Here is a 20,617-nt window from a genome sequence, read left to right on the forward strand (position 1 = left end):
CCTCCTAGAATTCGAGCTATATTTATAGATATTGTTAAAAATTATGATGACACGAATTATAAAATCTTCGAAATATCCTTCATACTTTCTAAAATATAATCCGCTTTTCCTTCTAAATCTTCCTTCCTGCTCGCACCCGATAAAACGCCCACTACTTTAATGTTACTATTTCTCGCAAATGTAACGTCTGTTAATGTATCACCTACCATAAGCACATCTTCTTCAGTTAGTGAAAATTTTTCTTTAAACATATGATAAAAGTCACTTTCAGGTTTTGTTCTATTCACACCATCATCTGCACCTAAAAAATCTACATAATCATATAACTCAGTCATTTTCAGAGAATGAATAGCTGCATCAACATCGTCTGCCGTAACAACCCCAATAATATATTCATTGTCTTTTAAATATCGTAACGTTTCCTTTGCACCTTCCACTTCTGTAAATACAAGATCATCTGCTGTGGAGTACTTTTTGAATAGAAGACATACATTTTGAATAAAATCCTCTTTATCCACATATTGATTTTCTAACAACGAATACCATGCAGCCGCAATAAAGTAATTTGTACGGCAAGCTAGCAAACTCGTACTCTCAAAATCGTTATCATTCATACCAATAATCGTTAAGTAGTCATCTCGTTTACTTTTTTCATTTGGATACGTTTGAAATATATCATCTAACACACGATGCACAATTTTGTACCAAACTGAATCTAACTGTATTAATGTTCCGTCTTTATCAAAAATAATCGCTTTATTCACCTTTCATTCCTCCTATAACTTCATTCCATGTTTTCATATTTTTCTTCTGAACTTTATTATGAATAGGATTAATAAACGCTACTAATTCGTCCTCTTCCCATCCCTCAACTCTAGCGTACGCCCCCTCATTTAAAGAGAATGCAAAGGTTACATCGCTTCCATATTCTTTTTCAATCGTTCTTCCATTTATAAGTAGTCTCCACTCACACGGTTTATCTGTTTGAACGTTATAAATAATATTTCCTTTAGCCTCATCGCCGACAGCAATCGTTTCACCTTCATTTTGAATATCTATCGCTAGTTTTCTAAATCGAGAGAAATAAATTCTTCCGTTTTTGATCGCAAATTTCAAGTTTTTAATTGATAAACCGTTACATAATACATATGTTCCTGGATCACCGTAAATGGATGGGTCTTTTGATCCTGGGAATGTTTTAGATGGATGTAAATGAGAATCACTTCCTCCTATTCCCCAGATTTTAAGACCATTTGACCACATTTGATCGAAACAACGCAAAGCTTCTAAAGTAGATGATTTACTTTTTTTATAAGTTGGATCACACATAATCTCCATCGTATGAACATTTTCTAGGTTAATATTAACTTGGTTCGCCCAAGGCTTCATAAATGGATGATTCACACTCACTAAATAACCTTTTTCTTTCATGAGTGAAAATAATGCATTCATTTTTTCAGCACTAAATGATTCATCTACATGCTCTGTAAAATCAATGAATTCTCTTATACCAAATATATTGTAATGGCCGTAAGGAGTTGTAAGTTCCATAGATGGTATAATTAATGTGTTTCCTTTTTCATAAGATGGCATAACAATATTGTGTTCCGTCGCATATAAAAAATCTAATTCTTGTTTTTCACATACTTGCATTCCAAGTTCATCATCTATCTCGCCATCTGTTAAATCTGTATGTTCATGAAAATCCCCTTTGTACCAGCGATGCTCTTCATTTACTACCTTATTAAAACGGTCTTCATCGATAAAAACATTGCCCTTACAAAAATGCTCTCTATTATACTTTCGTTCCAACTGATCATTCACTTCTATATTTACTGTATAGTCAACTTTTTCCCCAGTAAATTTCACTACTTTCTTTGCACAATGAGGGATATATACGACTTCTAATTCCCAATTACCTGACTGCATGTCTCCTCCAATACAACCAGCAGAACAAAACTTTGAATCTTTCGAAATGACTAGTTTTTCATTTACAATTGGAGTTTGATATTGTATGCGCACAAAACCGTTAGGATCTCTCAAGATTAGTAAAAGCGGAATTTTCCGGCTATCCCCTTGATCAATTGTTAATGTAAAGTTTGCAATATTAGTTTCATCCATTTGGAAACAGTGTTTATTTTTTACGAATGGAGAAAGTGTTATCGTACTTGTTATTTCGATCATAGTTCTCACACCTTTTTAAGTGAATTTTAGAGGCACTTCCTTCAAAAGCACCTCACGTTCATACTACAAACAGTTTTATTTCTTCTTTTTCAGAACTTTATCTAATTCTTCTTGCGCAACTTTAGCTGCTTCATCTAATACTTTCTTTGCTGGAACCCCTTCAATCTCTACTTTATCTTTTGCTACATTTAAAGCGTCATTGATTTTTCCGCCCGTTGGATCTACAAATGGTCCCACTCCATTATTGTTGGCTTGTTCTAACGGAACTAATGCTTGTGGTTGTTTTTTAACAAATTCAGCATATGGACCGTACTCTGTTACATTGTTACGAACAGGAATATAGCCTGTTGCCATTGACCATTCAGCCGTTTTCTCCGTACTTGTCGCAAATTTCATAAAGTCATATGCACCTTTTGCTACTTCTGGATCAATATTTCTCGTTAATGTGAATAAATATGTTTCTAATTTTGGTGCTGGTTTATTATTATCCCAAGCTGGTTGTGGCAATGCGTCAAACGTGTTAAGACGTTCTTCTTCCGTCATTCCTTTACCTAATGATTTGAAAACAAATCCTTGGTCACCAGATGATCCTGTAAACCCTAATGTTCTGCCTTCTACTAAATCAATTACTGTTTTATCCCAATATTCCCATCCAGTACCACCTGAATGTATTTTCATAATTTTATCTTCATGAAGCCATGTGCGGAATTTCTCCCATACCGTAACCCAAGTATCATCGTTAATTAATACTTTTTTACCATCTTCACTTAATACATTGCCACCAGCACTACGGACTACATCAATTAAGTTTGATGTCCCCCACATTGGCATCCAGCCAGCATATGAAACATTTCCGTTTTCACCACGTTTTGCGACTGTTTTTGCTACCTTTTCTACACCTTCCCACGTCTTTAAATCCTCTTTTGTAAAGCCATTTTCCGCTAATGCTTTTTTATTGTAATAAAAGATTTGTGTTGTACCGTAAAACGGAATTCCATATAACTTTCCGTCAATTGTTGCTTGCTCCATAAAACCTTTTCCGTAATCTTCTTTTTTGAAATTATTATCATTTTTAACAGATTCATCTAAAGGTACGATTAACTGTTTTTTAACATATTCTTGAATGACGTCTGAACCTAGTAATGCGATTGCTTCTTGGTTATTCGCTGCAAATCCACTTTGTAGCTTTTGATAAGACTCATCGTAGTTACCCGCTTTCGTCGTTTTCACTACATATTTGTCCTGACTTTTATTGTATTCTTCCACGATCTTGTCTACACGATCTGCAAGAGAACCACCCACTCCATTTATGAATGGAACAACAACCTTCTCGCCTTCTTTACTTGCTTTAACCGTACTTCCTTTTCCGCCTGAACAACCCGCAAGTGCACTAACAAACAATGTTAAAACTGTTAGAAGCATGAATAGTTTTTTCATCCCACATATCTCCTTTAATATTTAATTACCCCTTTATTCCTGAATCAGTAACACCAGATAAGAACCATTTTTGTAGAATTAAAAATACGATTAAGAGCGGCACCGTTGCGATTGTACTTGCAACCATAATGTGTGACCAATCTCGTCCTAAAGAACTATTAATGAAATAATCAGCAATTCCATTCGTAATTAACTTTTGTGTATTATCTTTCAAAATAAGAGCTGGCCAAATGTAATTATTATAGTTACCAATAAATGTGACCAATCCTAATGTTACAAATGATGATCGTGTCATTGGAAAAATAATCTTCCAAAGAATACGCCAATCACTCGCTCCATCAATTTTGGCTGCTTCTACTATTTCAAAACCAACTTTGTGGAACGTTTGTTTCAAATAGAAAATACCGAATACGCTAACAGCCATAGAAATCATGTATCCAAAATGTGAATCAAGCAAACCAAATTTCCCTAACATTACATATACAGGAACATACGATACAGCTCCAGGGATCATATAGGTTGCCATCACAACACTAAACGTAATATTCTTGCCTTTAAACTTATAAAATGCCAACATATAAGCAAAAAGCGCTGACGAAACAAGTACATATATAGTAATGATGAAAGAAGTATAGAAACTATTAAATAAATATGTGCTAAATGGAAGTATATCTAATACTTGCTGATAATTTTCCCAGTGAAATTCTTTAGGCCAAAAACCTCCTTGTAATACTTCACTAGATGTTTTAAACGAACCAAGCACCATCCATATGAATGGAAAAATAAATAGTATACTTGATAATGCTAGAAAGAGATGCTTTACGATTAATGGACCTTTTTTCATATTATTCACCTTAATAGTTCACCCACTTGTCACCTATTATTTTGTTTATAACAGATAGTAGTATTGTAATGATTAGTATGATAAATGCGATTGCTGTTGCAGATCCCATATCAAATTGTTCAAACCCTTGTTGGAAGAATAAATAAAGTAACGTACGCGTCGAACCACTAGGTCCACCTTGTGTTAAAATTTTTATTTGATCGTAAGCCTGCACTGAAGAAATTGTATTGACAACAACTAAGAAGAACGTTGTTGATGAAACCATAGGCAGTGTTACATATCGAAATTTCTGCCATGAATTTGCTCCATCAATACTAGCTGCTTCATATAAACTATCTGGAACTTTCTCTAATGCGCCGATATAGAAGATCATCGTCCAACCAACTAATTTCCAAACTGTCACAATAATGACTGCTAACATCGCTGTTTGACTACTTTGAAGCCAGTCCAAACCTGGTATCCCGAAAAAGTTTAGAACTTTATTAATAACTCCAAATTGAGGTTCATATAAGAGTGACCACACAATGGATACAGCTATTGTTGGCGTTACCCAAGGTGAAAAGATCATTAATTGGTACAATGCAGAACCTTTGAATTTTTTTCGGAAGAATAATGCGAATCCTAAACCTAATGCAATCGTTGGAATCACTGTTCCAATTCCGAAATAAAACGTATTTAGCAATGCTTGCATAAAAGAATCTTGTGTAAATAAATTAAAATAGTTTTCTAAACCAACAAAGTTAAAATCATTCGTCATAAAATCCCAATCAGTAAAACTAATACCTAAACTAATGAAATTCGGAATAATCCAAAACAAGATTAGAGGTATTCCAACTGGTAGTAAAAAGAACACAGCTTTTGATAGTTTTATTTGCATTCTTGCCACCTCCTAATTCATATTGTACGAGTATATTATTAACACAATGTTGTTAATTTGTTAACTAATTGTAAAAACAACAAATAAACAAAATAAAACAACATATAAACAAAAAAAGACTATTTCTCAACTTACTAAGAAATAGTCTTCTTTTTGTTTTCTATACTGTTATTACTTCTACCCCATTACTTGTTAACACATTGTGCCACGCCTCATCGAGCTTAGCGTTTGTATATAATGCATCGATGTCACTGAAATTCCCGCTTTTATAGAACTTTGTTAAATTAAACTTTGACTCATCAGCCATCATGACAACTTGTTTTGCATTATTCTTTAACTGCTTATATATTTGTGCATCTTCAATATACGAACATGTTAGTTCTTTTTCTAAAGAAATTCCATCACAAGAAGCAAATAACTTATTAACAGTGAAATGGTCAAGATAGTTTAACGTCATTTCTCCAGACAATGCTAATGAATTTGTATTCAATATTCCTCCAATGACTATTAACCTGCAATCAAAGGAATCATATTGTTCTTTAAGCTCGATAATTTTATTAACAGCTGGTATCGAGTTTGTTAAAATCGTCAAATTCTTTTTATCGTGTATGTAATCCAAAATTTGCATTGTGGTTGTCCCAATTTCAATTGCGATAATATCATTATCTTCTACGAGTTTACTTGCTTCCATTGCAATCTTTCGTTTTTCTTCAATATTTTCAGCTCGACGTTTATTAAAATGAAATTCTAGTGTTTGATCTTTTTTCTTAATTGCACCACCATGTATTTTCGTAAGCTGCCCTTCCTTGTGCAACATATCTAAATCTCTTCGTATCGTTTCTGTTGTAACATTTAATACCTTTGCTAAATCATTTACCATAACTCGGTTGTACTTTTCTAACTCATCTAGTATGTGTTTTCTTCGTTCAAATTGTGTGTACGATTTCATTTCATTAACACCTCGTCAAATTACGTAAAATATTGATTTTCTAAAAACTCTTATTATTAGAACGACTTAATCGTTACTTTTAACATAACATCATTTAAAGAAAGAAGGAACGATTATCTTTACTATGTTTCGTCAAAGGAACAATGATATATATCACCATATTCATCATACTTTTTTCTTTCAGGAAGTCTATTTGTTTGGCGCCCTTTTTTATAAAGAGCAGCACTTTTTATTTTCATCTAAAATCCAAATTGGTTTAACAATAAAAACAAGATTATAATAAATAAAAATTTATTGTTAAACGATAAATTTCATGTTAGATTAAATAGATAATTAATAAATGAGGTGCTTTATATGAAACAAGGATCAACACTCTTTTTAAAGATAGCTATTATTCTGATTGGAATGCCTGTTCTTGCTTTGTGTATATTTTTAGTTCCTAACATAGGGAATTATGCAGCGGAATTGTATCCCGATATTGCATATATAAAATATCTTATTTTAATCAATCTATATGCAACGGTGCTACCTTTTTATTTTGCTCTATATCAAGCCTTTAAACTTGTAAGCTACATTGACAAGGGTAACGCCTTCTCGAAATTATCTGTTAGAGCTTTAAAAAAGATAAAAAACTGTGCAGTAACAATTAGTATATTATATGTAGTAGGCATGCCACTCTTCTATCTTGTAGCAGAGAGAGATGACGCACCTGGTATTATTATACTTGGCATGCTCCTAATCTTTGCTTCAATGGTTATCGCAGTCTTTGCTGCCGTTCTCCAAAGACTTTTAAAAGATGCGATAGATATAAAATCAGAAAATGATTTAACGGTCTGAGGTGAATAACATGGCAATAATAATTAATATTGATGTAATGTTAGCTAAAAGAAAAATGAGTGTAACAGAGCTTTCGGAGAAGGTTGGAATTACAATGGCTAACCTTTCTATATTAAAAAATGGAAAAGCAAAAGCAATTAGAATTACAACTTTAGATGCTATTTGTAAAGCATTAGAATGCCAACCTGGGGATATTTTAGAATATCAACCTGAAGATACCGAATAAAAAGAGTCCTTCTATTAATGAAGGACTCTTTTTATTGCTCATTACGGCGCGAAGCTAACTTGACCCGTCAAAACTAAAATAATTGCGATGATCCAAAATATAAAAAATGATGAGGACAGTACTAATGAAATAATAGCTATCCCCTTTTTCTCTGTTTTTTTCGTCATTGTGATTATTGAAAGTATAATACCTACACCTGTAAGAGCAATCGTTACATAATCTCCAACTATATTTCCCGCATTCGCTATTCTCGTCGGAGTTATAAAAACGAATAAAAAACACATAATTCCGATGAGTAAAGATATATAGCTTATTATACTGTACTTCTTTTTGGGAACTATTTCGGTTTTCATAATACCCACCCCTTTTATATAGCTATGTGTTCATATTAGCGCGAATAACCATAATTTGGTTAAAAAAACAGATACAGTGGAAACTTCCACTGTATCTGTTTTTTATTTAATATATAAACCTGCTATTTCTTCTTTAGCGTTATAAGTTATGATAAAGGTACGTTGTTCTTTACTATATTTTGCTACAAGAACAACAGTATATAAACCATCTTTTTCTTCAATCGACTTTTTTTCAATCTTTTCGAATATACCAGCTTTTTCAATTACATGTAAAGTGATAATAATGTTATTTAATTCTGATTTAAAAATATAAGAGCCTCGCTACAAATCATATTGTAGTAAGGCTCTTTAAAGTTGTTTAATTTCTAACCTTTTAAATGAGTTTGTAGACAAATATAAATAATAAATTTGTTTAAATCTTGTTCAACTAAAGCTCCCATTAGTTGAAGTGTAATTCTTCACAAATTATTGAGATTCTTCTTCTAGAAAATTAAAATCACCATCAATAAGATCCTGTAAATACTCATCAAAGCTGTTTGCAATCACTTCATATTCATCAGGGTCGTGCAAAAAACGAATTATTTGACCACATACACCTTCATCAGAAGGGTTAAAATCAATATAGAGTCTTGATGTTCCACCATTGTTCATACAGTCTGAAAAATGAATATAAGTGCCAGGGAGAAGTCCTTTTGGATTTATCTTAGAATCAACAGTATCCTCGTCATCTTGGTATTCTAAAAGATAAGAGACGTCTTCTTCTTCTTTTGAACTTTCGAGCATCTGCTGTGTAGAAAGCAAATAATATGGATACTCTTCAACATCTGAGCCTAAAATACATACCGCAACTTTGTTTTCTCCATATTTCCGCCAATATGTACCATCAATATTTTCAAGTAAAGAGATTAGTGATTCTGGACAATTTGGATATTCTGACCTTAATGTATCAATATCATCTTTTGTAGCACCGTACGCTTTATTTAGTGCCTCGAGATCATCTGTTGATAATGCTGCTCTCAAGCCGTTTAAAAATTTGTTTACCAAATCCATTATTTCGTCCTCCCAATAATAAAATATAAAATTTTTTTATTAGTCTATATACCTAACATAAATAAGATTATTCACTTTTATCGAAAGCCTCATTTCATCTTTTTGTTCAAGCAAATGTAAGCAGATAATCCCATTGTAATTATTGATAGGGTGAGTTGAGCATATTTTCCCACTTGAAATATGTCCGTAAATATCAAAATTAGGTCATTTTCACTCTACTATGATAAAACCTTCTAACTCGAATGCCATTGATGGTTCACTATTTACTTGTGTATGTAAGTTACCTTCTTCGTCTATTACTACAACTGTGTCTATTAACCCATCTGCACTTAATATATCACCTAATTTTAAGTCTTGACCCTTTACCGTTTTGATACCTAGTTCTATATTTGGAATCATGTTCCTACCATCCTATTAGAAATTAGAAATTATAATTTAAAAATGGTAACTTTACACTAGTGTCTACTTCTCCTGTATACAACTCTACAAATACATTTGAAGTTTCATGCGGTATATAGATTGTTGTGACTTTCTCGTCAATATGTACGTAAGCAATTACTTCCATGTATTCATCACAGTCTTTCATAGGTACAAAGGTTAGACAAGGAGATACCCCTAAGGGTACTTCTTTCTTATCTATAAATTCCTTACACATGACAGTCTTCTCTACTTGATATGTAGTTATATGTACATTGTCTACTTCTGTTATTTTTACATTAGTCGGTATCTCTATCCCTAATAGATTACACCAACTGTTTAAGATGGACCTTTTCTCTGTACTTAATATAATGTCACCTTCACCATTTAAAACAAAAAGAGACTCCTTTTGGTCTCTCCCTACTTTTACCTGTTTCATCTCAATCATATTGCATACTCCTTTGTGAAATATTAGTTGAAGTATTGTTTCAGTAACTCACTACCTGTTTTAAGTCTTGTATAATATTGTCCATCTTTCTTCTCGAATTCACCGTTGTTAGCAAATTCTTTCTTTACACTTTCTAAGTTCGATGAATCAATAATACCAAACACATCGCCTATTTCAAAGTTACCTTCTTCATTTATACACTCTTCTAATAAGTAGTATTTGTCTTCTTCTAAAGGAACTATCTTACCTTTTGTAATCGAATACAGATGTTTTGTTTCCTCTACCTGTACCGTAATAAAAATCCAACCAACTCTTACAATGGTACATGGCGTTAACCCCTCAAATGTAAGTGCAACTACTTTTTGGTCTTTCTTGAATTTCCCCATCCTTGGTACCCCTTTAAATAGATTTATTTCTCCTAAAGTCTACTATTTTATAGCGTAACCATAGTCTCTCAAACATCTATCTGCCCTAAGTAATACATCTCTAAGAGTTTCCTTTTCTGTATATCCTAGTTCACTAATCTTTTTTTTTGCATATTCTAGTTCACTATCAATCGTATTCCAGTATACTTTACCGTATTTCGTTACAGTTTCTACATGAATATCCTCAACATAAGCTTCGTGTCGTTCCATTACATCTTTACCGTTTTCTCTATATCCTAAATACTTATAGAATGCACCTACCCCTAGTACCACTTACCTTAGTAAAACCTGCTCTTGCACTACCTATATGGAATGGCATGTTCTACCCCTCTTTTATTTTAATATGATATTATAGCGTTCTCTTTGTTGTGAACTCATAAACTGCCCTACAAATTGTAGTTCATGCCATTTAAACTCTTTCATGGCAACATAGATGACAGTTAACTTATTGTCTACCATTCCATAATATACCCATTCTTGCTTTGCCTTTGAAAAATTATGCTTTTCTACACTTTGTAATAAATTGAAATTTTTTTATAGAGCTAACCTGCATGGTTAGTTCTATAAGAATTAAAGAACTTTATTATTTTTTAAACAACTTTATTATCGCTTAACATTACAGGCGTAAGATCTTTCATTTTCCCCTCTGATAATGCGGTTTTCATCTTGCTATCAAATTTCCCATGCACTTCTTTATACTTAGCTTCATTTTGTAATTACTAAATCCGCCCTATCCCTCGGAGATTCCGCTTCCCAATAATACTCCTCAGCTTTCCAATACCTACTTTGAAACTTTGAAAGATTCTTCTGCGTTTCTGGACTTTCACGTAGAAACCTTGTCTCTCTTGAACAATCCAAATACACCATATAATGAAAAAAATCTCTCCATTCTTTTCGCTGCAGAAAAACTCCTTCTACAATTATTACACCTACTAAAGGAAGCTGGATTTCTTTCATTTCACATGAGTCTGTTCCATCATGATAAAAAGGTAATTCTAATTCAATAGCGCTTTGTAACTTTTGAAAAAGGTTTCGCAGCAAGCAATCGATATCCCATTGAAAGTTGTAATACTCATACCACTCTGCAAATCCAGTATTATATCGCTTGTTACGCTCGGTTATGTGATCATCAATATGAAAAATATGAAACGGGATTCCATTTCGTTTCATATTTTCTTCTAATTTTTTAACCAACGTTGTTTTACCCGAACGACTTAGTCCGTCTATACCTAATATAAATCGCTCATCTTTATGGTCCTTAATAACCTTCATTATCTCATTTGTGCTCATTACTTTTGCCAATCTTCTTTTAATAATGAATAAACGACCGTGTCATGAGCAACATCATTTTGAATCATATATTTTCGAAGTAATCCTTCTTCTTGAAATCCGGATTTTTTTAATAAATTACGGGAAGCTTCATTTTCTATATATACGACAGCTGCAATTCTTATAAAATGCAACGTTTCAAATCCGTAAGCTAGCATTGCTTGCAGTGCTTCGGTTGCGTATCCTTGTCCCCAATATGTATCATCTAGCTCATAACCAATTTCAGCTCGTTTATGATGCTTGTTAATTAAATGAAACCCACACGTACCAATTAATTGATCCGTGCCTTTCTTCTCTATTCCCCAGCGAAATACGCTTCCCTCTTCATTACGCTTTCTAAACGTTTGAATAGTCGTTTTCGCTTTCTCAATATTTTCGAAAGAGTCCATTCCGAAATAACGAATAACGGATTCTTTTGAAAAATAATGGAACATCGCTTCTGCATCTAATAGTGTAAGTTCTCTTAATAGTAAACGTTCTGTTTCTAATTTTGGAAACCCCATCCTCTTTTTCTCCTTCTATTCTAACGAACTACAAATTTCAATATAATTACCGTCTGGATCGGCAATGTAAGCAATTGTTTGTCCCCACGGTTTTATAATTGGCTCAACTAGAACTTTAACCCCTTGTTCTTTTAATTTCTCAATCGTTCCCTTTACATCTTCTACAACAAACCCTAACTCAAAATGAGAAGATTGTAGTACACCTTCTGTAAGAGGTAGTCCCGTTAACTCCTTAACATCCTCTCGTGTATTCATCGCTAAAATTGTTGCTCCTGTTTCAAATTCAATATATGTACCGTGCTCTGCTCTTATTGGCAATCTTAAAATTTCTTTATAAAACTGAAGACATTGCTCAAACTTTTCTACATATAAAATAATGTATTTCATTTTTAAGTTCATAATTATTCCCCCTTAACCTTCACCTCTAAAAATTCGACAAATGTTTTTAAAAACCTTGTACCTTATTGAGATGAGCACAAAAAAATGAGGCCGATTTCTCGGCCCCCCAGCTTATTGGCATAAAACAGGAGATTTGGTTTGGACATAACCAGTTCTTACATTTATTATATTTTATTTTTTCTGAATTTTAAATATAATAAACACCTATTTATATTGAGAAAGTTTTTTTACTTGCATAAAATCATACCGCTTAAGAAATGCTACAAATGGAGGTGTATACATATGGAACCAATGCTATGTCCAAGCTGTAAAACGAACCGAACGCGCTTTAATATTCTTGAGCAACAAGTAAAACCAGTAAAATTAAATCCGCAAACTGGTCAAGTAGAAGAAGAATACACAAATGAAACGATGAACGCTTTTCATATGGCTTATCAAGGACCTACTTACCGCGTCCAATGTGCTGTATGTGGGCTTGTTGAAAACCCAGAACAATTTATAAAACCTGCGCAAAATCAGTCTTTCTCATAAAATCATTACTATCCCTTATAGAAATAGATTTTTCTTTAAGGGATTTTTCCTTTTAATGAGGTGGTACAAAACGTATTTCTTCCTTATTATATTTTAAACTCCATACTCTTCTTGTAATATTTACATAAGAGATTAGTTTGCCACATGATCATACTCTACTTTTGGATTTTCGATTGGAAGAAGATAACAACTCCTTACGGTCTAGCTATATGGATTGTTTCTACTGTTTGCGGCTTTTTACTTTATTACCACTTTAAACATGAAAACTCTAATAAAATAGTATTAATCAGTAGTTCATTATTATTAATCGTTTCTTCATCATTTATGACTTTTTTAGGTATTATTACTAGTTTATCTTTGTAACTGTTAGTTCTATGCCTTAAATATATAGTCTTTTATTATGTAAAAAAGAGTGAACAAAATAAAATTACATAGAAATGAAAGAAGATGATTCCCGTATATAATATCTACGAAATCATCTTCTTTTAAAATCCACTCTTTATTATAATATTTCGCTTTTCAATTTCTTAATTTTCCAAGAGAGCCTTATAAAGAGATACATATACATACAACCAACAAACCCCAGCATAACTTTCGCCCAAATTGGCACTCTTGATTCTGTTGAACTTAAAAATGCGTTATACATTGAGGGTAATATAGTTATTGAAATAAAGGCAAAAAATTGTAGTAATTCCTTCATTTTTTGTACCTTCGTTTCCTTTTCTGAATAAATATCAGGCAACTCTTTTTCCTCTTCTACATCTTTACAAAAATAATTCCATTTTGCAAAACTCGTTACATGTTTCCATCCACACATTTCATATATTTCAATATATTCTTTTTGTTTTTCCTTTGAATCTTTATAATCCAATCTAAAATCTGCTTTATATACTACATCTTTCGGCTTAGTTTTCTGAAACGTATACATTATATTATATTTTTGTAATGCCCAGCCTTGTTGGTGCATATTCCGTAAAAAAGCTTCTTCTTTTTCTAAGCTCGATACCGCAAAAGGTTTGAATATCTTCTTTGTCTCCATCTTCCATTCACTCCCCTAAAATACTATTTCCATTCCCTACAGATCGTTGTAATCTTTTATACTCCAATTCCAACACTTCTCTACCAAATGGTGTTAACTCGTAACATTTCTTCCTATCGGTAGAGGCAACTTCAACAATCAATTTTTCTTTTAATAACTTCGTCGTATTCCCGTATAAAGTACCAGGACCGAGCTTTACTTCTCCATTTGTCATCTCTTCTACCATTTGCATAATTCCATAACCATGCATTGGCTTTACAAGTGACAACAATATGTAATATGTCGCCTCAGTTAATGGAATGTATTTTTGCGCTTTCCCATTCATTATAACTACCTCCGATACATCGCTTCGTGATATATCGACTTTCGATATATCGTATACCGATATTGTATAATCATATTCCAAAATATGCAAGTGGAATTTTAAAATTAAATATCCATTTCTTCAAATTAAAAAATCATATCAATTTTCTGAATAATTTGTTAAAATACAGAAATATCCGCTTTTATTTTGAAAGGAATGATACATATGATAACTAAATTGAAAGAAAACATAGGATCTGTTTTTGTCGGTAAGGAAAATGTAATTGATTTACTCCTCGTTTCATTACTTGCGGATGGACATGTACTGCTTGAAGACGTTCCTGGCACCGGGAAAACATTACTAGCAAAAACAATTTCTAAAAGCATTGGTGGTAATTTTTCTCGCGTTCAATTTACCCCTGATGTACTTCCGAGTGATGTAACAGGTATTGAATATTTCAATCCAAAAACTAGTGAATTCGAGTTAAGACTTGGACCAGTCGTGACAAACATATTACTTGCGGATGAAATTAACCGCGCGATGCCGAGAACACAATCTAGTTTGTTAGAAGCGATGGAAGAACGACAAGTAACGCTTGAAAAGCAGTCTACTCCTCTTCCGAAACCTTTCTTTGTTATTGCGACGCAAAACCCGATTGAATCACAAGGAACTTTCCCTCTTCCAGATGCACAGCTTGATCGCTTTTTAATGACGATTTCAATTGGTTATCCGTCTCCTGAAGATGAATTAAAAATGATGCGCCGTTTTCGTAACAATGCACCGTTAGAAAGCGTCACATCTGTCATTTCTTTAGAGGACATTTTAGAAGCGCAGCAACAAGTGAAAGAAATTTTCGTATCAGAACCGTTAGAACATTACATTATTAAACTTGCTCACGCTACAAGAAATCATGATTACATTGCCAATGGTGTAAGCCCGCGTGCCACATTAGCTTTAGTACGTGCCGTTCAAGCATTAGCCTTTTTACGCGGGAGAGAATATTGCACGCCTGAAGATATACAATTTTTAGTTCCTTCTGTTTGGAATCACCGTATCGTCTTGTCAATGGAAGGAGCTTTACGTACGACAAAAAATGAATTAATGCAAAGGATTTTAAAAGAAGTAGACGTACCTGTGGAGATTGAACAAGCATGAATGGACAACGCGTTGTAACTGTACCTTTATTTTTTCAGCTCCATATTATTCAATTAACTGTGCCAGGCGCTATACTATTTACGTTTTTTCTGCCGCAACGAATTATTATGTTTCTCTTTTTCTTCTACTATTTATTTGCGATTTTTATTTATAAATATGTCGCTTACATAGAGAAAAAGTTTCAAGTAATAAACGAGAAACAAACAACTCGGCTTTTCCCTGATGAATCTGGACAGTTTTTTATTCATTTAAAAAATGGGGCAAATATACCACTCGTTAATGGTGTTTGTTATTTTCATTTAGATTCTTCCCTTATACCGCATAAAGATCAAGGGATTGAACAAATATCGAAAACGTTATTTTCTTTCCCATTTTCACAACCTGCTCATTCAGCACAAAAATGGGATTTAACATTAACCGCAACGAAGCGTGGTGTGTTTCAAATTGAACAGTTCGAATGTGTTTTAAAAGATCCTTTTCATCTTTTAACTGTACATTTACCTGTTTTCGATAAGTTAAAGACTGAAATTATTGTGTACCCTTCTCCTAAAGAGGTAGCCGGTTTACAAGAACTTCAGCAACTATTAACAGGTTCGTATCGAACGAATTTCTCTTTTTACAATGATGAAACATCCATTATCGGTGTTAAACGATATGAACGTGAATCTTTCCGCTCTATTCATTGGAAAGCATCTGCTAAAATGCAGGCGTTACAAGCGAAGCAATATGAACCTGTAAAAAATTATAGTTGGACGATTTGTCTTTCTTTAGCTGCTGATCGTGGGTTTGGTTGGAAAGAAAATGTAGAAGACCTTATTTCATTTACAACGTACATTTGTCAATTCGCAACGAAGCATCAAATTCCGTTTGAGTTATTTATTAGTGTTTTAGCAGAAGGTGGCCCTTTGCTTTTACCATTAAACGAAGGACAAACACATTATGCCAAAGCGTTAGAAGAATTAGCACGTATTTCAGATGATAGTACGCTACTTCCGAAACAAGGATTTCTTCACTATGTAACGAGAAAAAGGGAACGCTCATCTACAATGATATACATTGGTTTGCAGAAAAAGGAGCTCCCTCTTCTATCTCAGCCTACGTTCCTCATTAATAATGAAGGGATGGTGGAAAAGCTTGAAAACTTGGCTCTATCACGTTAATGACTTTATTCTGCTCCTCCTTCTTTCATTATTAACGGAAAGAGATGAACTCATTGGTATTGCTATATTTTTAGTGACCGGTTATGTAGGAGTATTTCTTATTCATAAATTTATGAAGAAAAAAACAACAGGTTTTGTACTACTGTTAGTTATTCAAATAATCGGTTGTTCTTTATTTCTACCTTTCTCTATTTTAGGCACAATATTATTACCACTGTTTTTCTTTATCGTACACTCTGTTGGACCGGGATATCCAGTACAAAAATCGTTAGGCGGTATTGTATGGTTTGTCGTTTCAGCTATATTTTATGCCCCCTTTCCACCATTGTGGAAATTGTTACTATTAACTTTACACATTATGATTACATTTTGGTTAACAGGTTCCAATCGTAATCAACAGCTATTGCGTTTCACTTCTATTATTACGATTGGAATAATTAGCGCTTTACTTATTCCGATATTTCCTTATATTCGGCTTCTTTTTTCTTATATCATACAAGTAGTTGCCTTAGGATTTGGTTATGCTTTAAATCCATTGTTCTCGGCAGCTGCATTAAAAGATACAGACGACTTTTGGTCGAATAAAGGAAATTTAAAAGATCCTCAAATTAAAGAGGAATTGGGGCAGCGTCCTTTTGATCCAACTCTCATAAATAGCATTACAATAATAGCCTGTACAGCCATCGCTATTTACGTCGTTTGGAAAATAGTAAAAAAACGAAAACATTTAAGTTTACCAAATATGCCTGTCTTTGAATCTACAATCATTACTGATAAAGAAGGCATTAGCCAAAAACGCTTCAAACGAAATAAACCACCACATAACGAAATTCGAAAAGAAATTTTCAAACTCGAGAGTAAGCTATCTCCTCCTTTAAACCGAGAACGAGGAGAAACTGTTGAAGCTTGGCTAGAGAGAATTAATGATGAAGAAGAGGTAAATATTCAGAGTCATATTATTATAGACGCGTATAATGCAGTGCGTTATTCAAATGGTGAAAACACTGTACTTCTGCATGAATTTAAGGAAGAGGTTCATAAGCTTTATGCGTATCAGAAGAGTTTGAAGAAGAGAAAATGATGTATACAAAAAGACTCCTATTAAACTAGGAGTCTTTTTGTGTAAAAGTCCACGTTGCTTTTCACAAATTATGCTTTTTTTCCTGCTTCAATTTCTAAAGATTCTTCATGCCACCAAAGTGTTTCTTCAGGATCCTCTTTAGCAATTTGATGTGCTTCTTTTTTCGATTCTACAGTAGGGTAAGAACCTTTTAGTGCACGTCCTGAGGTTGTGACAAACAGTACACTAAACACAATTAATCCAATTATACTTACACCTGTTAAATAAAATGCTGGTGCTAGTGGATTACCAGTAGCATGAACTAAGTATGAACATACGAGCGGTGTTGTACCACCGAATATAGATACAGAAATATTAAAGGAGATAGAAAGCGCACGATAACGTACATCGGTGAAAAAGAGTGCTGGTAATAACGAAGGCAATGTTCCTTCATAAACACTAAGGAAGAAACCTAAAATGAAAATACCCGCAAACATGGCTACAATATGTCCGTTACCAATTAATAAAAATGCTGGAATTGAACATAATGCTAAACCAAGTAAACCAATTTGCACTACGCGTTTATTACCTACTTTATCACTTAATTTACCGAAATAAAGTGCCAGTGGAATCATAAGTGCCATCGTAATTGAAATAATTAATAAGCCAGTTGTTTCTTTGACTTTTAGTACTTGTGTTAAATAAGAAGGAATATACGAAAGGATCATATAGTTTGTAATGTTAAAGAAGGCAACAATTACTGTGCTTAATAAGAAGTCTTTTTTGTGATATTTTAATATATCCATAAATGAAAATTGTTCGTTGTCTTCAGATTCCTCTTGTGCTTTTTCCATCTCTTGAAAGATTGGAGATTCATCTAAATGACGTCGTAAATATAAACCGACCAAACCAATTGGTGCAGCAATTAAGAAAGGAATACGCCATCCCCAGCTGAGCATTTGCTCATCTGTTAATAATAACGTCAAAATGGTAACAATTACCGAGGCAGCAATGTAACCTGAGAGTGTTCCAATTTCAAGACCACTACCGAGTATACCACGCTTTTTATCTGGAGAAGATTCTGCGATATAAACCATTGCTCCTGAATATTCGCCGCCTGTAGAGAAGCCTTGAATCATTCGAGCAATTAAAAGTAGTATTGGTGCCCATACACCAATTTGTTCATAGGTTGGTAGTAATGCGATGAATAATGTAGAAAGTGCCATTAAAATAATAGTTGTACTTAAAACAATCTTTCGGCCGTATTTATCTCCTATTCTACCAAAGAAAATACCTCCGATTGGTCGAACGAGAAAGGCCGCCGCAAATGTACCAAATGTTAGTACAAGTTGCAAACCACTATTATCCACACCTGAGAAGAATAATTGACTTAATATTACCGCTAAATACGCGTATAATCCAAAGTCAAACCACTCCATTGCATTCCCAATGCCAGTAGCAATAACTGCTTTTTTCGCTTGTTTAGAATTGACAATATTAACGTCTTGAGGTTCAAAATTCAAATCATTATTTTGTTGCATATAGTAAAACAGCCCCTTATTTAATTTAACTTCTTTAAGCACACCTTCTCTTACTAGAATAAATTCAATACGAAGCACTTAAGGAAAAGCAACGTCTCCTTATCTGTTATTATTGTTTCACATAATTAATTATTTGTCCAATGAGATGCTTCCTATGTTAAGTAATTTACTATTTTAAAAAGCTGAAGAAGGCGCTATACGAGTACCTTTTTCAGCTTTTTATTTTAATACGTAAATTTATTTTTTTCACCCCTATTTTCTTCTTATTTGAATTAAAAATAAGGTGCTTTTTTATAAAGTTTTTTAAACACTCGCTATAGCTGATAAGCTATGAATACAGGAGATAAACTCATAAATAAATGCATCAATTTCTTTTTTAGTAATTATATATGGAGGAAGTAAACGGATGATGTTCCCTTGTGTAACATCAACTAACATTCCTTTCTCCATTAGCTCCACCTGTAATTTCTTAACATTTTCATTCTTATCATTCAAACTAATTCCAAACATCATTCCAGCATGACGTACTTCCTGAATATAATAAGAATTTTCTTTCTGAATTTCTTGCAATTTATCATTTAGATAGTGTGATGTTTCATACGCTTCTTGCATTAAACCATCGTCAATCAATGTATTTAAAACCGTTAACCCTAAAGCCGTTCCCATTGAAGAATGAGCAAACGTTGTGCCGTGATCTCCTGGTGCAAATACATCACATAACTTTTCACCTACAATAATTCCGCCAAGCGGTATCCCGCCTCCTGCTCCCTTACCAATTTGAATAATATCCGGTGTAATATTGAAATTTTGATAAGCAAATAGTTTACCAGTTCTCCCCATACCACTTTGAACTTCATCAACGATAAGAATGACATTATATTTATCACATAAGTTTTGAACACCATGTAAATATTCACCCGATAAAGGGTATATCCCCCCGCTACCTAATACAGGCTCTAGCATAATCGCAATTGGATTTTCTTTAACAATTGTTTCTTCTAATTGCTCTATATTCTCGTGCTCTACTTCATATACTGGAATCGATGTTTTAGGGAAATTTTGATATACACTTTCTTGTCTCGTAAAATGAAGTGCCCCTAACGTACGCCCGTGGAAGCTATTCTTCAGCACTACGATTCCTTCACGTTCCTCATGCGTATTCGCTCTATATTTATCAATTAATTTCAACGTTGTTTCTGTCGCTTCCGTACCAGAGTTTGTAAAAAAGACTTTTCCATTTTTTAAAGAGCAATCAACTAATTTCTTTGCATACTCAATCGCAACTGGGTTTAAAAAATGAAATGGGAGATGCAGAGATTTCGTAACTTGTTCCATTGTCGTTTGCACGATTTTCGGGTGATTATACCCTAATACGTTCACTCCGACACCAGAAAATAAATCTACATACTCTTTACCATCCACATCATAAAGCTTGCACCCTTCTCCTCTTTCTATTGCAACCTTCGTACGACAATACGTAGGCATCATATATTCTTTATCTAATTGAAACCAATCCGACATTTTAAATTCCTCCTAGTTATTTTCCCTG

The 20,617-nt window shown here is 33.5% G+C and carries 25 protein-coding genes and 3 pseudogenes; 7 read left to right on the plus strand and 21 right to left on the minus strand.

All coding sequences use genetic code 11. The features are described from left to right. Nucleotides 1–56 precede the first annotated feature (56 nt). The 6 genes from MKY70_RS15780 to MKY70_RS15805 all read right to left on the minus strand — a co-directional run bounded on the left by MKY70_RS15780 (nucleotide 57) and on the right by MKY70_RS15805 (nucleotide 6,291). Nucleotides 57–764, minus strand: coding sequence for an HAD family hydrolase (locus tag MKY70_RS15780; protein WP_088035466.1), 708 nt, complete (start codon nucleotides 762–764; stop codon nucleotides 57–59). Continuing rightward, complete coding sequence (locus MKY70_RS15785) at nucleotides 757–2,184, minus strand: CehA/McbA family metallohydrolase (RefSeq protein ID WP_341025132.1); 1,428 nt, start codon at nucleotides 2,182–2,184, stop codon at nucleotides 757–759. The genes MKY70_RS15780 and MKY70_RS15785 overlap by 8 nt, the downstream gene beginning before the upstream one ends. 75 nt (nucleotides 2,185–2,259) lie before the next feature. Continuing rightward, nucleotides 2,260–3,621 carry an extracellular solute-binding protein gene (locus MKY70_RS15790; protein WP_341025133.1) on the minus strand — a complete coding sequence of 454 codons (1,362 nt, stop codon included), beginning with the start codon at nucleotides 3,619–3,621 and terminating at the stop codon, nucleotides 2,260–2,262. A gap of 25 nt (nucleotides 3,622–3,646) precedes the next feature. Then, nucleotides 3,647–4,465 (minus strand): carbohydrate ABC transporter permease, encoded by an 819-nt coding sequence (locus MKY70_RS15795; protein ID WP_002110514.1) that lies wholly within the window; start codon nucleotides 4,463–4,465, stop codon nucleotides 3,647–3,649. A 10-nt stretch (nucleotides 4,466–4,475) separates the two neighbouring features. Further along, nucleotides 4,476–5,342, minus strand: coding sequence for a carbohydrate ABC transporter permease (locus MKY70_RS15800; RefSeq protein WP_002165547.1), 867 nt, complete (start codon nucleotides 5,340–5,342; stop codon nucleotides 4,476–4,478). Nucleotides 5,343–5,502: 160 nt separating this feature from the next. Further along, nucleotides 5,503–6,291, minus strand: a complete 789-nt coding sequence (locus MKY70_RS15805; RefSeq protein ID WP_088035473.1) for a DeoR/GlpR family DNA-binding transcription regulator — start codon at nucleotides 6,289–6,291, stop codon at nucleotides 5,503–5,505. Nucleotides 6,292–6,645: 354 nt separating this feature from the next. On the opposite strand from MKY70_RS15805, the gene MKY70_RS15810 reads away from it, so the two are divergent. Continuing rightward, a complete protein-coding gene (locus MKY70_RS15810; RefSeq protein WP_088035475.1) occupies nucleotides 6,646–7,128 on the plus strand; it encodes a DUF2975 domain-containing protein in 483 nt (160 codons plus the stop codon). Between the two features lie 10 nt (nucleotides 7,129–7,138). Continuing rightward, the gene (locus MKY70_RS15815) at nucleotides 7,139–7,354 is read left to right on the plus strand and encodes a helix-turn-helix domain-containing protein (protein ID WP_000974615.1); all 216 of its coding nucleotides are present in this window, start codon (nucleotides 7,139–7,141) and stop codon (nucleotides 7,352–7,354) included. Between the two features lie 41 nt (nucleotides 7,355–7,395). Here MKY70_RS15815 and MKY70_RS15820 read toward each other — a convergent pair whose 3' ends face one another. The 11 genes and pseudogenes from MKY70_RS15820 to MKY70_RS15865 all read right to left on the minus strand — a co-directional run bounded on the left by MKY70_RS15820 (nucleotide 7,396) and on the right by MKY70_RS15865 (nucleotide 12,278). Then, complete coding sequence (locus MKY70_RS15820; protein ID WP_002190010.1) at nucleotides 7,396–7,707, minus strand: hypothetical protein; 312 nt, start codon at nucleotides 7,705–7,707, stop codon at nucleotides 7,396–7,398. Between the two features lie 102 nt (nucleotides 7,708–7,809). Then, nucleotides 7,810–7,974: pseudogene (locus MKY70_RS15825) on the minus strand (DUF3887 domain-containing protein); the annotation flags it as partial. 198 nt (nucleotides 7,975–8,172) lie between these two features. Beyond that, the gene (locus MKY70_RS15830; protein WP_016101155.1) at nucleotides 8,173–8,757 is read right to left on the minus strand and encodes an SMI1/KNR4 family protein; all 585 of its coding nucleotides are present in this window, start codon (nucleotides 8,755–8,757) and stop codon (nucleotides 8,173–8,175) included. A 210-nt stretch (nucleotides 8,758–8,967) separates the two neighbouring features. Next, nucleotides 8,968–9,156, minus strand: coding sequence for a hypothetical protein (locus MKY70_RS15835; RefSeq protein WP_016101154.1), 189 nt, complete (start codon nucleotides 9,154–9,156; stop codon nucleotides 8,968–8,970). A gap of 22 nt (nucleotides 9,157–9,178) precedes the next feature. Next, the gene (locus MKY70_RS15840; RefSeq protein ID WP_002032882.1) at nucleotides 9,179–9,622 is read right to left on the minus strand and encodes a hypothetical protein; all 444 of its coding nucleotides are present in this window, start codon (nucleotides 9,620–9,622) and stop codon (nucleotides 9,179–9,181) included. Between the two features lie 23 nt (nucleotides 9,623–9,645). Next, nucleotides 9,646–10,008 carry a hypothetical protein gene (locus MKY70_RS15845; RefSeq protein ID WP_002032883.1) on the minus strand — a complete coding sequence of 121 codons (363 nt, stop codon included), beginning with the start codon at nucleotides 10,006–10,008 and terminating at the stop codon, nucleotides 9,646–9,648. Between the two features lie 42 nt (nucleotides 10,009–10,050). Then, on the minus strand, nucleotides 10,051–10,320 hold the full coding sequence (locus MKY70_RS15850) for a hypothetical protein (RefSeq protein ID WP_002032885.1): 270 nt from the start codon (nucleotides 10,318–10,320) through the stop codon (nucleotides 10,051–10,053). Nucleotides 10,321–10,661: 341 nt separating this feature from the next. After that, nucleotides 10,662–10,763 (minus strand): annotated as a pseudogene (locus tag MKY70_RS30845) (DUF3887 domain-containing protein); the annotation flags it as partial. Beyond that, a complete protein-coding gene (locus tag MKY70_RS15855; RefSeq protein ID WP_061688462.1) occupies nucleotides 10,753–11,337 on the minus strand; it encodes a kinase in 585 nt (194 codons plus the stop codon). The gene MKY70_RS15855 and the pseudogene MKY70_RS30845, both read right to left, overlap by 11 nt. Further along, a complete protein-coding gene (locus MKY70_RS15860) occupies nucleotides 11,337–11,879 on the minus strand; it encodes a GNAT family N-acetyltransferase (protein WP_088035477.1) in 543 nt (180 codons plus the stop codon). The genes MKY70_RS15855 and MKY70_RS15860 overlap by 1 nt, the downstream gene beginning before the upstream one ends. Nucleotides 11,880–11,894: 15 nt before the next feature. Next, complete coding sequence (locus tag MKY70_RS15865) at nucleotides 11,895–12,278, minus strand: VOC family protein (RefSeq protein WP_002032893.1); 384 nt, start codon at nucleotides 12,276–12,278, stop codon at nucleotides 11,895–11,897. A 282-nt stretch (nucleotides 12,279–12,560) separates the two neighbouring features. Here MKY70_RS15865 and MKY70_RS15870 point away from each other — a divergent pair, with 282 nt between their 5' ends. Both MKY70_RS15870 and MKY70_RS15875 read left to right on the plus strand, forming a co-directional pair. Further along, complete coding sequence (locus tag MKY70_RS15870) at nucleotides 12,561–12,809, plus strand: hypothetical protein (RefSeq protein WP_000433610.1); 249 nt, start codon at nucleotides 12,561–12,563, stop codon at nucleotides 12,807–12,809. Nucleotides 12,810–12,953: 144 nt separating this feature from the next. Further along, nucleotides 12,954–13,192: pseudogene (locus MKY70_RS15875) on the plus strand (hypothetical protein). A 119-nt stretch (nucleotides 13,193–13,311) separates the two neighbouring features. Here MKY70_RS15875 and MKY70_RS15880 read toward each other — a convergent pair. Together MKY70_RS15880 and MKY70_RS15885 are read right to left on the minus strand one after the other, a co-directional pair. Continuing rightward, entirely contained in the window at nucleotides 13,312–13,848 is a 537-nt protein-coding gene (locus MKY70_RS15880; protein WP_088035479.1) for a DUF2812 domain-containing protein, read from the minus strand. 7 nt (nucleotides 13,849–13,855) lie between these two features. Further along, nucleotides 13,856–14,173, minus strand: coding sequence for a PadR family transcriptional regulator (locus MKY70_RS15885; protein ID WP_088035481.1), 318 nt, complete (start codon nucleotides 14,171–14,173; stop codon nucleotides 13,856–13,858). Between the two features lie 204 nt (nucleotides 14,174–14,377). On the opposite strand from MKY70_RS15885, the gene MKY70_RS15890 reads away from it, so the two are divergent. Genes MKY70_RS15890 through MKY70_RS15900 form a run of 3 tightly spaced genes read left to right on the plus strand, consistent with a single transcriptional unit; the run spans nucleotide 14,378 to nucleotide 17,548 of the window. Then, a complete protein-coding gene (locus MKY70_RS15890) occupies nucleotides 14,378–15,307 on the plus strand; it encodes an AAA family ATPase (protein WP_341025138.1) in 930 nt (309 codons plus the stop codon). Further along, entirely contained in the window at nucleotides 15,304–16,467 is a 1,164-nt protein-coding gene (locus MKY70_RS15895) for a DUF58 domain-containing protein (RefSeq protein WP_088035485.1), read from the plus strand. Before MKY70_RS15890 ends, MKY70_RS15895 begins: the two co-directional genes overlap by 4 nt. Continuing rightward, entirely contained in the window at nucleotides 16,442–17,548 is a 1,107-nt protein-coding gene (locus MKY70_RS15900) for a DUF4018 domain-containing protein (RefSeq protein WP_088035487.1), read from the plus strand. Before MKY70_RS15895 ends, MKY70_RS15900 begins: the two co-directional genes overlap by 26 nt. A gap of 68 nt (nucleotides 17,549–17,616) precedes the next feature. Here MKY70_RS15900 and MKY70_RS15905 read toward each other — a convergent pair whose 3' ends face one another. After that, on the minus strand, nucleotides 17,617–19,068 hold the full coding sequence (locus tag MKY70_RS15905) for an MFS transporter (RefSeq protein ID WP_088035500.1): 1,452 nt from the start codon (nucleotides 19,066–19,068) through the stop codon (nucleotides 17,617–17,619). A 303-nt stretch (nucleotides 19,069–19,371) separates the two neighbouring features. Next, the gene (locus tag MKY70_RS15910; protein ID WP_341025141.1) at nucleotides 19,372–20,589 is read right to left on the minus strand and encodes an aspartate aminotransferase family protein; all 1,218 of its coding nucleotides are present in this window, start codon (nucleotides 20,587–20,589) and stop codon (nucleotides 19,372–19,374) included. Nucleotides 20,590–20,617 lie beyond the last annotated feature (28 nt).

The sequence above is a fragment of the Bacillus sp. FSL R9-9492 genome (genome assembly GCF_038007365.1).
Taxonomy (GTDB): domain Bacteria; phylum Bacillota; class Bacilli; order Bacillales; family Bacillaceae_G; genus Bacillus_A; species Bacillus_A mycoides.